This window comes from Rhodococcus sp. WS3 (genome assembly GCF_003797085.1).
Classification (GTDB): domain Bacteria; phylum Actinomycetota; class Actinomycetes; order Mycobacteriales; family Mycobacteriaceae; genus Rhodococcus_F; species Rhodococcus_F globerula.
This window is the reverse complement of record NZ_RKMA01000002.1, coordinates 512,593-526,344: the sequence shown is the minus strand read 5'-3', so window position 1 is coordinate 526,344 and position 13,752 is coordinate 512,593. Positions and strand designations below refer to the sequence as shown.

Annotated in this window: 10 protein-coding genes; 7 read left to right on the top strand and 3 right to left on the bottom strand. The window is 60.1% G+C overall.

Annotated features, from left to right (window positions below; all coding sequences use genetic code 11):
* Positions 1 to 124 precede the first annotated feature (124 nt).
* The 5 genes from EEB13_RS16450 (at position 125) to EEB13_RS16430 (ending at position 5,194) form a co-directional block, all read left to right on the top strand.
* A complete protein-coding gene (locus EEB13_RS16450; RefSeq protein ID WP_033236217.1) occupies positions 125 to 1,096 on the top strand; it encodes an Acg family FMN-binding oxidoreductase in 972 nt (323 codons plus the stop codon).
* Between the two features lie 74 nt (positions 1,097 to 1,170).
* On the top strand, positions 1,171 to 1,818 hold the full coding sequence (locus EEB13_RS16445) for a response regulator transcription factor (protein ID WP_033236218.1): 648 nt from the start codon (positions 1,171 to 1,173) through the stop codon (positions 1,816 to 1,818).
* On the top strand, positions 1,815 to 3,506 hold the full coding sequence (locus EEB13_RS16440) for a GAF domain-containing sensor histidine kinase (RefSeq protein WP_080711823.1): 1,692 nt from the start codon (positions 1,815 to 1,817) through the stop codon (positions 3,504 to 3,506). Before EEB13_RS16445 ends, EEB13_RS16440 begins: the two co-directional genes overlap by 4 nt.
* 2 nt (positions 3,507 to 3,508) lie before the next feature.
* Positions 3,509 to 4,054, top strand: a complete 546-nt coding sequence (locus EEB13_RS16435; RefSeq protein ID WP_033236219.1) for a flavodoxin domain-containing protein — start codon at positions 3,509 to 3,511, stop codon at positions 4,052 to 4,054.
* Positions 4,055 to 4,174: 120 nt separating this feature from the next.
* Positions 4,175 to 5,194 carry an Acg family FMN-binding oxidoreductase gene (locus EEB13_RS16430; RefSeq protein WP_033236220.1) on the top strand — a complete coding sequence of 340 codons (1,020 nt, stop codon included), beginning with the start codon at positions 4,175 to 4,177 and terminating at the stop codon, positions 5,192 to 5,194.
* Here the strand turns inward: EEB13_RS16430 and EEB13_RS16425 are convergent, their stop codons facing one another.
* Positions 5,195 to 6,673 carry an AAA family ATPase gene (locus EEB13_RS16425; protein WP_051730686.1) on the bottom strand — a complete coding sequence of 493 codons (1,479 nt, stop codon included), beginning with the start codon at positions 6,671 to 6,673 and terminating at the stop codon, positions 5,195 to 5,197.
* Between the two features lie 160 nt (positions 6,674 to 6,833).
* On the opposite strand from EEB13_RS16425, the gene EEB13_RS16420 reads away from it, so the two are divergent.
* Positions 6,834 to 9,176 (top strand): heavy metal translocating P-type ATPase, encoded by a 2,343-nt coding sequence (locus EEB13_RS16420; RefSeq protein ID WP_033236222.1) that lies wholly within the window; start codon positions 6,834 to 6,836, stop codon positions 9,174 to 9,176.
* A gap of 24 nt (positions 9,177 to 9,200) precedes the next feature.
* On the opposite strand, the gene EEB13_RS16415 is transcribed toward EEB13_RS16420, so the two are convergent.
* Together EEB13_RS16415 and EEB13_RS16410 are read right to left on the bottom strand one after the other, a co-directional pair.
* The gene (locus EEB13_RS16415; RefSeq protein WP_033236223.1) at positions 9,201 to 9,827 is read right to left on the bottom strand and encodes a hypothetical protein; all 627 of its coding nucleotides are present in this window, start codon (positions 9,825 to 9,827) and stop codon (positions 9,201 to 9,203) included.
* A 40-nt stretch (positions 9,828 to 9,867) separates the two neighbouring features.
* Entirely contained in the window at positions 9,868 to 10,728 is an 861-nt protein-coding gene (locus EEB13_RS16410; protein ID WP_051730695.1) for a slipin family protein, read from the bottom strand.
* A gap of 279 nt (positions 10,729 to 11,007) precedes the next feature.
* Between EEB13_RS16410 and EEB13_RS16405 the strand changes: the two genes are divergently transcribed.
* On the top strand, positions 11,008 to 13,746 hold the full coding sequence (locus EEB13_RS16405) for a cation-translocating P-type ATPase (protein ID WP_307718107.1): 2,739 nt from the start codon (positions 11,008 to 11,010) through the stop codon (positions 13,744 to 13,746).
* Positions 13,747 to 13,752: the final 6 nt, after the last annotated feature.

Genomic DNA, 13,752 nt, shown 5'->3' with positions numbered 1-13,752 from the left:
CTGGTTTCCGATATCTGTGAGGCGGTGACAATCGGCACTTCTGTAGATGCCTCGGTGCTGCGACGCTTCTACTGACAGCAGTATCCGGAACCTTTGTTCGGTTGACACTGGAGGAGAAGGGGAAATGGACATCACCAGACCCGATTCGAGCGTGTTGCAGCTTGCCGTCGAGTTGGCATGTCGGGCACCCTCTTTGCACAACAGTCAGCCGTGGCGATGGGAGCACTCTGGTGGTGAGCTGAAGCTTTTCGGTGACCGCACCAGGCTACTTCCGGCAGCTGATCCCACCGGTCGACAATTGCACATCAGTTGTGGTGCCGCGCTGCACCATCTGAGTGTGGGTTTGCTTGGCTTGCGGTGGACTACTGACATTCGATACGAACGCCGCGCCATCTCCCCGGACTTGCTTGCCACGATCGGCTTCCGGCGTGATGCGCGTCCGCGCTCGCATGACTTCGACATGCTGACGGCGATTCGCCGTCGTCGGACTGATCGCCGGGCTTTCGGTACTTTTGAGGGGATCGACGCTCTGATCGTGAGCGCTGTCGACCAGGCGCAGGAGTTGAACGTCAGCGTTATCGCCTTGGATGAAGCTCAGAGGGAAGGTCTTGTCGAGGCAACGCGGTCGACGGCGGCTGCTCGACGGTACGACGCGGAATATCAAACCGAGCTGCATTGGTGGGCTGGGCATTCCATGACGTCAGGAGGGATCCCGGAGACGTCCCTGGTGGCAGGTTCAGGTGGGGTTCCGATCGGCCGAACCTTTCCCGTGCGGCAGAATGCGCCGACCGATGCGGCAGGATTTACTGACGAGTCGACAGTGCTCGCGCTCGGTACGCCATCGGACAGTCGCACGGACTGGTTGCGCTGTGGCCACGCCCTGTCCGCGATTCTGCTCGATGCCACGGTGCGAGGGGCAGCGACGTGTCCGCTGTCTCATGTGACCGAAGTGCCGAGAAGTCGTTCGATCATTCAACGGATGGTGCCCGAAATCGGAACACCGCAGATGCTTGTGCGTATCGGCCGGGCCCCGACCGGTACCCGCCCACAACCGACGCCGCGCCGACCCGTGACCGACGTCTTCTGGAGTTACTGATTCGTTCACTCTGCGATGGGTAGCCGGGGAGTGTGGGTAATCGCGCCTATCCACGTGGGAGAACGGACGTATCGATGATCGATGTATTTCTGGTCGACGACCACGAAGTTGTGCGTCGTGGTCTTGCGGAGTTGCTCGACGACGATCCGGATCTGCGGGTCGTCGGTGAAGCGTCGAGCTACGCGCATGCGCTGGCGCGGATCCCGGCTCTTGTGCCCGATGTTGCGGTCCTCGACGTCCGGTTGCCGGATGGTAACGGGATCGAACTGTGTCGCGAGTTGCTCTCGAAACTGCCCGGACTGCGGTGCTTGATACTCACCTCCTTCGAAGACGATCAGGCGATGCTGGACGCGATCCTGGCCGGAGCCAGTGGGTATGTCGTGAAAGACATCAAGGGGCTGGATCTGACCCGTGCCGTCCATGACGTCGGATCGGGAAAGTCGCTGCTCGACAACCGTGCCGCCGCGGCGCTGATGGCGAAGCTTCGGACCGATGCGGCGGAGAAGAACGGCCCCTTCGAAGAACTGACCGATCAGGAGCGCGTGTTACTGGGTCTACTGGGCGAGGGTCTGACGAACAGGCAGATTGCCGCGAGGATGTTCCTGGCGGAGAAGACCGTGAAAAACTATGTCTCGCGTTTGTTGAGCAAACTGGGTGTCGAACGTCGCACCCAAGCTGCGATTCTCGCTACGAAAATGCATGAGCATCTGCCACCGAAATGACTAACGACGAGCTGGATCACGAAAGACTGTTCGGACATCCTCCAAACGAATGTGATGCCCGATCAGACGAACTCATTCGCGTCGACGGGTTTTTGGAAGCGTTGCTTGCAGTCTCGGCAGGACTTGATCTGGATGTAACGCTGCGTACCATCGTCAAATCCGCAATTTCCTTGGTCGACGCAAAACACGGTGCGCTCGGTGTCCTGGGTGAAGGTCACGAATTGAAGCAATTCGTGTTCGAGGGAATCGACGAGGCGACTCGCGCGCAGATCGGGGACCTCCCGCGTGGTCGTGGTGTGCTCGGCGTGCTGATCTCGGACCCGAAACCCTTGCGTCTGGACGATCTGTCCCAGCACGAGGCGTCTGTCGGGTTCCCTCAGCACCACCCCCAGATGCACAGTTTTCTCGGTGTACCGATCCAAACCAGAGGGGTGGTGTTCGGCAATCTCTATCTCACAGAGAAGACGAACGGGCAGTCCTTCACCGAGCACGACGAGATGATCGTAAAGATCCTCGCGTCGGCAGCCGGGATCGCGATCGAAAACTCACAGCTCTACGCACAGGCAAACATCAAGCAACAGTGGCAGTATGCGACAGGTGAGGTTGTCACGGCCTTGCTTGCAGGTGCGGATCCAGTCGCGGTTCTTCAGCTCATCACCGACAGATCTCTGTCACTGACACAATCGGATTGCGCGTTCCTGGCAGTGCCACCTGATCCGGAACTGACGTCCGCTGATCCTGTCGAATTGGTCATCACGGTCGCGAGCGGCCCTGGCACCGACTTACTCGTCGGCCACGGCATTCCGTTGGACTGCTCCACGTCAGGGCAGGCCTACCGGCTGAAGAAGCCGATCAGCACGAACTCGCTGGCGTTCGATCCGGGGTTCGACGACGAACATGATTACGGTCCGGCAATCGTTCTCCCTCTACGCGATGGACAACAGGTCTCAGGAGTACTGGCTGTCCTGAAAGTTCGGGAGTCCCAAGCTTACCGACCGGACGAAGTGGAGAAGATGTCGGCATTTGCCGATCAGGGAGCGGTCGCGCTTCGGTTGGCCCATAATCAACGTCGGTTACGTGAGCTCGACGTACTCGCCGACCGTGATCGGATCGCGCGTGACCTCCATGATCACGTCATTCAACGCGTATTTGCGGTCGGGTTGTCGATTCAAGGCACCTTGCAACGTGCGCGGACACCGGAGGTTCAGCGCAGGCTCACGGCAACTATTGACGATTTGCAGGACATCATTCAGGACATACGTAGGACTATCTTCGATCTGCATGCATTCGGGGATGAAGTCCCCACCCTTCGAGGCCGTCTGCACAGCGTGATCGCCGAGGTTACCGCGGACACCGACTTGAAGGTCTCGCTGCAAGTGAAAGGTCCACTTACTGTGGTAAGTCCGAAGGTCGCGGACCATGTCGAAGCCGTGCTGCGGGAAGGACTCAGCAATGTGGTCAAGCACGCGCATGCGTCGTCGGCGACGGTTACTGTCGAGGTGCTCGATGATCTGACGATGACGATAGCCGATGACGGAGTCGGGGTTCCGTTAGGAATCCGTCGGCGGGGACTACGCAACTTGGCTGAGCGTGCGGCAGAACTCGACGGAACATTCGACCTGCTCAACACCACCCGCCCCGGCACCACCTTGGTGTGGTCCGTTCCGCTTCCAGACAGGGGCGAGTGACGATGCCCCGGATTCTGATCGAGTATGCGAGCGCCAAGGGATCCACGGAAGGAATTGCCCGAAGGATCGGAGAATGCTGTGAGAATCTGGGAGCGGACACGAAAATTGTTTCGGCGGAACAAGATTCAGATCTCGGCCGGTTCGACGCTGTGATATTGGGCAGTGCAGTACATGATCGGGACTGGTTGCCCCCGGCTCGCACTGCGGTGGATCGACTGCTCGCCGGCGAACAGGTGCCACCGGTGTGGGCGTTCTCGGTGTCCACCTGGGGCGAGACATCGAGTCTTGTTGCTGACCGACTTACGCGGCGCATTCGCGCGACGGCCAGGGAGCCGAATACCGTCGCGCGACTCAGGTCAGGATCTGACCTACGCGACCATCGACAGTTTGCCGGCGTGGTCAGACGCGGCGATTGGCCACTGTTCGGGCGATGCGTGTTTGCCCTCATGGGCGGCAAGTACGGTGACGCGCGAGATTGGTCCGACATCGAACAATGGGCCGAGGGAATCGTCACGAACCTTCGAAACGAACTCGAGAACTCGCCCTGAAGCCAGGGTGATGATCATGATGACCAACGGCCGTAGCGAGACCAGTGGCGATCGGCGCACGATCGAAAGATGCCCGCGGTGCGCTCTGCCGTGGGAAATTCCAGACGAGAGTGATCGAACATGGTGCACTACGCAAGCGCGGATGCCGAAACGATCTCGAGTGCCGTTTCATACGCATGCCTGGCTCCGTCCGTCCACAACATTCAACCGTGGTCCTGGCGATTGCGGCGTGGTGAACTAAGTCTGTACGTCGATCGTCGCCGCTCGATCCCAATCGAGGACCCTAGCGGTAGGCAACTGGTCATCAGCTGTGGCGCAGCGCTCCATCACCTGCGAGTTGCTCTGGAACACAATCTCCTCGAACCGATCGTTGTGACACTCCCTGACCACACCGACCCGGATCTGTTGGCCTCGATCACGTTCCGGGGTCGAGCGGAACCGATAGGTTCCAGCGCAGCCCTGTTCTCGACCTTGGAGCGTCGACGGACCGACAGACGCCCCTTCGATCCACCTCGGGCTGGGGCGTTGACCGGTTTGGCAGTGAACGCGCGCGAATTCGAGGCGTCTATGACGGTCATCGTGCGCCGCTACGGCGCGATGCTCGACAAGGCGTCCAGGATCGCCGCGCAGGAGCACCGCAGTGATACCGCCTATTGGAACGAACTCGAGGCGTGGACTACTCCGGATGGTGCCGAGTCCGGCGTGCCTCTTGGTGCATTGCCCGATGCGCTCTCCTCACACGAGGACGTATCCGCCCGAGCATTCCCTTCCGGGCACCTGAAGATCCAACGCGGTGCACGCGATAATGCTGCGTTGGTTCTGCTCAGTACTGCATCGGATACGCCGAAAGACTGGTTGAACGCGGGACAGGCAGTGTCGTCGGTATTGCTACACGCAACTGCCTCGCATCTCGCCACCTGTCCACTGACACACCTCACGGAGGTGGAGGCAAGTCGGGAGATCGTGCGCGACGTCGCATGTAGGTCGGGCGAGACATTCCAGAATCCGCAGATCATGATCCGGATCGGATTATCATCGCATTCCGCGGAGACAGCATCGGGGCAAGCGCAGTTGGGAGCTACAGAACCCGTTGTCTCGGGTAGGCGCACGGTCGAGGAGGTCCTGACCGTCGTACCGTGATTACGCACCGTCGACGGGTGAATGCCCTGATGAATTCCACACATTCACCGCGGCTTCGATGCTGACGTCGATGTCGATGTTGGTGTCGATCGAAACGGATTCAGGCCACGGATCCTGTCCGGCTTCGATAGCGGCCGCCGTTGTGGCGGTGGCGTCGGACAGCGATTCCGTGCGCATCGCAATTCGTTGTACAGCAACAGGTAACGGCGTACTGCAGCAGATTTCTATCAACGCCGACGACGTGGACAAACACAATCCCTGAGCGTTGTGTCGATACCTGGAATCTGACCATGTCGCATCCAGGATGACGGACTGTCCCATCGTCAGCTGCCGGTGCGCCCGTGCCAACATCTCGGCATAGACCGTGTCCAGAGCTGCGGGGGAGTAGAGACCTTGCCGGTACTCGTCGGCCGCGCCGGTGAGTGTGCCATCCTCCATCAGTTCGCGACGCAGTCGGTCACTCGAAATGACAACAGCGCCGGTATGTTCGGCGAGACCGACCGACAGTGTTGATTTACCCGAACCTGGGAGTCCGCCGACCAGGCACAACCGCACCTCGGCACGCCGAAGGTGAGAACAGGCAAGAGCGAGGTGGCGTTCGAGTCGCGCGATGCTGCCCGTTCCACCTTGCCTCATACGCAGTGCATCGACTTTCGCGCGGACAGTCGCACGATATGCGATGTAGTGGTCGATCAGCGCCCGCGGTGGAAGATCCTGCGACAGCGCGACTATCGTGGTGAGAAACTCGTCCGCTAGATCCTCTCGCCCGAGGAATTCCAGGTCCATGGCGAGGAAACTTGCATCGTCTATCGTGTCGACGAATCTGAGTTGGTCGTCGAAGTCGAGGCAATCGAGGATTCGAGGACCGTCAGGAAGGACGAATATGTCGTCGGACAGCAGGTCGCCGTGTCCGTCAACGATATGTCCGTCGGCAATTCTCCTGTCGAACAGCACTGTTCGGCCCAACAAGAACGTCTCGGCCATTGTGTTGATCTCATCGACGCTGCCGACGGGAACGGTGCCGACACATAGTTCTCGTAGTTCGGCAATGTTCGATTTCCACCGGGCGCCGACACTCTCTGCTGTCGCTTGCTCGTCTATCCACGCGCCTCGGATAGCTCGGCGGTGGAAATCGGCTATCAGGGAAGCGATACTGTGCACTTCGCCCGCGGCGTCCTGATCTGAGGTGATCATCGATGACAGTCGCCGGTCCTCAGGCATCCGGGCCATCACCAGTATCGGCTCTCTTGTTGCGTCGAGCGGATCGTTGAGCTGTGTTACGCCCAGATACACGTCCGGGCTCATCCTGCGGTTGAGTTCGAGTTCGCGGAGCAGCGCCGTCTGTCGTTGCGTAGGTGTTCCGAAATCCAGGTAGGCGGTCGATAGCGCTTTTTTGATCTTGTACGCGCGCTCACGGACAAGAAGGACCACACCTGTAGTCGTCTCGTGTACATCGATGTACGAGTCCCGCGTATCCACCTGAATTTGCTCCTCGAATTGCCGAGACAGTGTCGGTTTGCGTCCCCTCTTGCCTTCAAGTGTGTTCGGAAGCCGGGGCGGTTGTCACGGGGTCTTGCGGTGATCGAACCAGGCATTACGGCACTACCGGATATTCGATCGGCCAAGCCACGCTGGAATCATGCCGGTGACTCGAGACCTGCTCGCGCGTTTGCCGTCCAACGCAGAGACGGTCCTATTGGTCGTAACGGTCACGACGTTGACTGCCGGCGCTCTCGCCTGGGTATTCGACAGTCGTCCGTCAGCGGAGGCATTGTGGGCAGCGGGGGCGATCGTGGCTGTGATCCCCGCAGCATGGTGGGTCATCGATGCGCTACGCCGAGGTCGAGTGGGCGTGGACGTCATCGCCGTCCTTTCCCTCCTCGGAACGCTGTGGATCGACGAATATCTCGCCGGTGCGTTGATCGCCGTCATGTTGGCGACCGGTCGCACGCTCGACGCCGCAGCCAACCGCAGAGCGACGCGGGATCTGCGTTCTCTTCGCGACCACGTACCGGGCACTGCGCAACGCGAGCATGACGGACAACTCGAGACAGTGAAACTCGACGAGATCGGTCCCGGAGATCTGATATTGGTCGGGCCTGGCAGCGTGGTGCCCACCGACGGTTGGATTGTCGGCGAGCCGGCACTGCTGGACGAATCTGCACTGACCGGCGAGGCCAACGTCGTGGAAAGACCTGTGAGCGACGCCGTGCGGAGCGGTGCGGTCAATGCCGGTGGGGCCTGCCGCATCGAGGCAAGTCGCGATGCGCAATCGAGCACCTACGCAGGAATCGTTCGGTTGGCGCAGGACGCGGCAGCCGAGAGCGCACCGGTTGTGCGACTCGCTGATCGGGTAGCGGGTTGGTTCCTTCCGGCCACGTTGATCATATCCGGTTCCGCGTGGGCCGTCAGTGACTCCTTCCCTCGGGCTGTCGCGGTGCTGGTTGTCGCGACGCCGTGCCCGTTGTTGTTGGCCGCTCCCGTTGCCATTGTCTCCGGACTTTCGCGCGCTTCGCGCATCGGCGTGATCGTCAGGTCGGGTGGAGCGCTCGAGAAGCTCGGAAGCGCCCACACCCTCGTTATCGACAAGACAGGTACTCTGACCAGCGGACAGCCGACACAATCAGATGTTGTATGTGGTGATAGCTACGACAGTGCGACGCTCCTTCGATTGGCGGCATCTGCCGATCAGGTATCGTCACACATTCTGGCGGAAGCGATCGTTCGCAGTGCCCGCACACGTGGATTATCGCTCAGCACACCAGAAATGGTGACTGAGCGACCCGGTTATGGTGTTGTTGCGACGGTCGACGGCCGAATTGTCACAGTGGGGAGAATTGACGGGACTGTCGATCGTCCCGAATGGGTTGCCGCAGTGGAGAATCGTGCGCGTCTGGACGGAGCCGTGATTGCCTGGGTGAGTGTCGACGGCACTCTCAGTGGCGCAATTCTCCTGCTCGACCCGATACGGACGGACGCGCCGTGGACGATACGGCGACTGCGCTCAGCCGGGATACGCAAGATTGTCATGCTGACGGGTGACCGACCAGAACCCGCAGTCGAGGTCGGATCTGCATTGGGGCTCGATTGCGTTCATGCAGAACAAGAACCGGACGACAAAGTCGCACGTGTCCGCGAAGAGTCGGCCCAGGCGGTGACGCTGATGGTCGGTGACGGAATCAACGACGCACCGGCCTTGGCGGCAGCATCGGTCGGAATCGCGATGGGCGCGCGCGGCGCGACAGCTTCGTCGGAGGCGGCCGACGTGGTTCTGACAACCGATCGACTCTCCCGCGTTGCCGACGCTATGGACATTGCCCGTCGATCCCGCCGAATCGCGTTACAGAGCGCGATACTCGGAACAACACTGTCGCTCGCCGCGATGATCTTTGCTGCCTTCGGATTCCTGATTCCCGCAGTCGGTGCCTTGTTACAGGAGTTGATCGATGTTGCCGTGATACTCAACGCGTTACGTGCACTGAACGGCGGAAGATCCACGGCTCCGGTACTCGATCCGCCGTTGTTGACGATGCTCCGAGGATTTTCCTCTGACCATCGAAAGATGCGAGATGAACTGGAAGTAATCCGTGTCACCGCAGAGGCGGTGGTGAGTGGAGATCGTACGTCGGCTTTGCGTCGACTTCATGAGACCGACAGATTTCTCCAAGACGTGATTCTTCCCCACGAGCGTTCCGAGGGCGCGAATCTCTACCCGATGCTGGAGCGTTCGATTGGTGGCGCGGATTCGATCGCGACAATGGCCGGCGCGCACGCCGAAATCGAGCGGCTCAGTCGAAGGTTGGGCTATCACGTCAGAACCGCGGACCTCAATGGTGCGGTGAAAGCGGATCAGGTACAAGACCTCCTTGCCTGCCTGTACGGGCTGTATGCCGTACTGAGGCTGCACTTCCGCCAAGAGGAACAAAGCTATTTCGTTCTTGCCGACGAGCCGGAAACGGAGGATGAGGATGCGCGTGGTTGATTTCGTTCCGGAGGTTTTCAGTTTTCACGCCTGCTGCTGAAATTTGTTCTTCCACTCCATGTCCCACATCCGATCGTTGTGCCAACCGATCATTGTTCGTGCTGCGGAAATCATCATGCACATCGCGAAAACGGTCGCACCGTACAACACGATCGCAGCGGCCACTCCGTCTACGGCCGCAATCGACGTTTCTGGTGGTGGTGGAACCTGGTCGCCGTTGCCGTTCGTCCAGACCTTGATCGTGTCACCGGCATGCGCACCGAAGTGTGCAATCACCGGTTCGGTGCGGGAGTTTCCGTTCACCGTCCACGTCACGACTTTCCTCGCGGCACCGGCAACTGTTGTCTCCGAACCTATCGGGGTTGCTGGAATCTCGGGAGTCGATGGAACCGATGGAGAGGTGTTTGCGACTGTTCCGTTCCACTGTCGGTAGGTGTTGTACTGCTGTTCGATTCGGGCTCGGCCGGATGTGTAGACGGAAGTCCCGATTGCCGCCGAGACAGGTATTCCGAGAGCGCCGATTGCGCATGCGGCGATAATCAGAGAGGACAGGAGTCGGTCCGAGGGGCGCATCAGCCGGTTCGAGGACCACGGCACCTGATTCCACCAGCGAATGGGCCGAGTGCTCGAGCGAATCAGATAGCTGCGCATGGTGTCCGCCTTCCGGAGCGGCATGAGTTGACGGGCTACGTCACGAACGGATGGTGTTGAGGGCGTTGTCGTCGAAGATTGTTTCGTTGACGGTGTTTTCATTCGACCCGCGGCTGGACAGCTCTTCGGCAGAAGTAGTTTCCCGTTGGAGGAACGACCCCAGTTCGCCGATTGCGCTCATCAGCGGCGCGGGGAATACGACGGTGGTGTTCTTCTCGACACCGAGTTCGGCAAGGGTCTGCAAATTACGCAGTTGGAGTGCCAACGGGTGGGCCATCATGGTGTCCGACGCTTCGCCGAGTCCGGCGGCGGCACGCGCTTCACCTTCGGCTGCAATGATCTTCGCTCTCTTCTCCCGTTCGGCCTCAGCTTCGCGAGCCATCGCTCGCTTCATGCTCTCGGGCAGCTGAATGTCCTTGAGCTCTACCAGCGTTACCTCGACACCCCAGTCCAGCGTGGTTGTGTCGAGTATCTGACGAATGCTGGTGTTGATCACCGCTGTCTCGGACAAGACTTCGTCGAGAGAGTGTTGACCTACTACGTTGCGAAGAGTGGTTTGGGCGATCTGGTTGATGGCGGAACTGACATTTTCGATAGTGACCACTGATTTCTCGGCATCGATGACGCGGTAGTAGGCAACTGCCGCAATGTCGACGCTTACATTGTCACGGGTGATGATTCCCTGCGATTGGATCGGCATCGTAACGATACGCATGGAGACCTTGGTCATCCGGTCGATCGCGGGAATGATGAGCGTGAGGCCGGGATTGCGCACCGCGATGATCCTTCCGAGCCGGAAGTGAACACCGCGCTCGTACTGGGTGACCACTCGCACTGCCATGGCGAAAAGCAGAAATGCGACGACGATGACGATGATGACGACGACGATCGTTGCGTTCATGGTGATTCCTGGTTCTGTGCAGAACGGACTCGAACTGCCCAGTCCCGCTGGAGGCCAGGACGTGAGGGACGTGTTCCGTTTACCGTCCAGCCTCGCGCCCATCTGACCGTCGTCTACATGGTCGAATGTCACTAGTTGCATGGCCTGCGACCTCGATTCCGATCTGGCAGGTCGTGAGCCACGATTTGACGACCGATGACCCTGGTATTGCGCTCGTGTACGGAGAAACCTCGAACCGAGTAACTGTTCGCGGAATTTCGATCCGTGTGGGAGGTGCGTGTGTCCGAAACGGTCATCGATTCGGAATCGGATGCGGTGAATCCGCGTGAATCCGTCGAACGGATGTTTCGTGATCTGAGGTCAGGTCGGCACGGCCTCTCGTTGAGGGAAGCGGAGCGTCGAGCTATTGTCCACGGACCGAACGAACTCCAGCGTCGGCGCGGGCGTGAGTGGCCAGGTCAGGTGCTTCGGCAGTTGACTCATCCGCTCGCGCTGCTTCTGTGGATGGCTTCGGCGCTCGCGGTTGTCAGTGGCGCTACCCCGTTAGGCGTGGCAATCGTCTTCGTGATTCTGGTCAATGCGGTCTTTGCGTTCGTCCAGGAATTACACGCCGAGCAAGCGGTGGAGGCGCTCTCTGCATTCCTTCCTTCTCAGGCGACAGTGTTGCGGGACCGGGTCGAGACAGTCGTTGACGCGCGGGCCCTCGTTCCGGGCGATGTTGTCGTTCTCGACGAGGGGGGCCGGGTATCGGCAGATGCACGGTTGGTGTCCGGTTCCGTCCAGGTCAATCTGTCGGCACTGACCGGAGAGTCCATTCCCGTCTCCATTTCCGCTGATTCAGGTGGCGGCACAGGTCCTCTTGTGGCGGCTCGGGACATCGCCTTCAGCGGGACGGACGTGTTGGGCGGCAAGGCAATCGGATTGGTCTTTGCCACCGGCATGAAGACTGAGATCGGACGAATCGCGGCTCTGTCCGAACGGGTAGGACGGGACGAAAGCCCGCTCGAGAAGCAAGTGAAGAAGGTGGCGTGGCTGATTGCCTGCGTGGCCGTCGTGATGGGTGCGGCGTTCATACCACTCGGGAGTCTGATTGCGGGACTGTCCTGGAGGGATTCGGTGAACTTTGCAATCGGGCTCCTTGTGGCCAACGTTCCGGAAGGACTTCTGCCGACCATCACGCTGGCTTTGGCTGTCGGAGTACGCACACTCGCCAGGAGGGGTGCTCTGGTCAAACGGATTTCGGCGGTCGAGACGCTCGGTTCCACGAGCGTGATCTGCACCGACAAGACCGGGACACTGACTGTCAACCGTATGCACACGATCAAGATATGGACACCGGGTGGTGTTCTCACTTTCGACGGAAACAATCAACCTCAGCCTGACGAATCCCTGCCGCGCCGGATGGCACACGCCGTCGCATCCTGTTGCTCTGCTGAACTACGCGACGACACGCCGACCGGAGAGAACACGAGCACCGGGGATCCCACGGAGTTGGCGATGTTGCGCGCAGCGGTTCTGATCGGCGAGCCTCTATCTCCCACGACGAAAGGCCATGACGCCACTTTCCCGTTCGATCCCGAACTACGCCGGATGTCGACGGTGGATCGAGTCGACGATCGGTTCGAGATCTACGCGAAGGGCGCGCCGGAGGAAATCCTGTCCCTGTGCACGCACATCGCAGAACCCGAACGGGCGCAGCGCAACATTACGGCTGAAGATCGCTCCGACCTTGCTGCGCTGGTGCATGATTGGGCAGGCGAGGGCCTGAGACTGATCGCGGTGGCAGAACGCTCGGTCAGCGTTGCCGGCGGAGAACTATTCGATCGTGGCGAGGCCGAACGAGAGATGACGTTGCTCGGCATCGCCGCGATGATCGATCCGCCACGACCCGAAGTCAAGAACGCTGTAGCGAAATGCCATTCGGCCGGAATTCGCATCATCGTGGTGACAGGCGATCACGGCCTGACCGCCCGCGGAATTGCCGAAAGTGTGGGGATCGGGCACAGAGGTTTGCAGGTGGTGACCGGAGCTGAACTCGAAGATATGTCGGAGAAGGACCTCGACGCGCTCCTCTACACCGAAAACGAGATCATCTTCGCGCGCAGTTCGCCCGAGGAGAAGCTGCGGATAACGGACGCTCTACGCGCCGGTGGATATGTGGTCGCGATGACCGGCGACGGCGTCAACGACGCTCCGGCACTGCGAAGGTCGGATATCGGGGTCGCAATGGGCAGATCCGGCACCGATGTCGCCCGGGAAGCAGCGACGATGGTGCTCACCGACGACAATTTCGCCACCATCGTCGAAGCCGTCCAAGCAGGGCGCAGGGTCTACGACAACGTCCGGAAGTTCATCGTCTACATTTTTGCGCACGCCACACCGGAAGTGGTGCCTTTTCTCGTCTACGCGCTGTCCGGAGGGCAGATTCCGCTTCCTCTGACAGTGATGCAAATACTGGCGATCGACTTGGGTACCGAGACGTTGCCGGCGTTGGCACTGGGCCGCGAGCAAGAAGAACCCGGACTGATGGACAGGGCGCCGCGAAAAGCCTCGCAAAATGTCGTGGACAAAGCGATGCTGATTCGGTCGTGGGGATTGCTCGGTGGGGTCTCGGCAGCGGCAGTCATGGGCCTGTTCATGGCAACTCTCCTATCAGGAGGGTGGACTTTCGGGGCGGACGTGTCGACTGGCTCGCTCGAGCACACCTGGAAGCTGGCCACGACAATGAGTTTTCTCGGGATCGTGTCCTGTCAGATCGGCACGGCGATGGCATCGCGCACCGAGCATGCGTCTCTGCAGCAGATCGGACTGTTCTCGAATCGGTTGTTGCTGTGGGGAATTGCGTTCGAAGTGGCATTCGCCGCCATTGTGGTGACGGTACCGCCATTGCTGCGAGTATTCGGAACAGTGACACCAGAGTGGTACCAGGTTCTGTGGCTACTGCCGTTGCCGATCCTGGTGTGGGGGTGTGACGAGATATGGAGGTGGACGCGGCGGCGCCGATCCGGGCAGGCGTAGCCGAAG

Excerpts from the sequence above, each read along its gene's own strand:
- EEB13_RS16450 (WP_033236217.1), top strand. The coding sequence starts at position 125 with ATGGACATCACCAGACCCGATTCGAGCGTGTTGCAGCTTGCCGTCGAG.
- EEB13_RS16445 (WP_033236218.1), top strand. The coding sequence starts at position 1,171 with ATGATCGATGTATTTCTGGTCGACGACCACGAAGTTGTGCGTCGTGGT.
- EEB13_RS16440 (WP_080711823.1), top strand. The coding sequence starts at position 1,815 with ATGACTAACGACGAGCTGGATCACGAAAGACTGTTCGGACATCCTCCA.
- EEB13_RS16435 (WP_033236219.1), top strand. The coding sequence starts at position 3,509 with ATGCCCCGGATTCTGATCGAGTATGCGAGCGCCAAGGGATCCACGGAA.
- EEB13_RS16430 (WP_033236220.1), top strand. The coding sequence starts at position 4,175 with ATGGTGCACTACGCAAGCGCGGATGCCGAAACGATCTCGAGTGCCGTT.
- EEB13_RS16420 (WP_033236222.1), top strand. The coding sequence starts at position 6,834 with ATGCCGGTGACTCGAGACCTGCTCGCGCGTTTGCCGTCCAACGCAGAG.
- EEB13_RS16415 (WP_033236223.1), bottom strand. The coding sequence starts at position 9,827 with ATGCGCAGCTATCTGATTCGCTCGAGCACTCGGCCCATTCGCTGGTGG.
- EEB13_RS16410 (WP_051730695.1), bottom strand. The coding sequence starts at position 10,728 with ATGAACGCAACGATCGTCGTCGTCATCATCGTCATCGTCGTCGCATTT.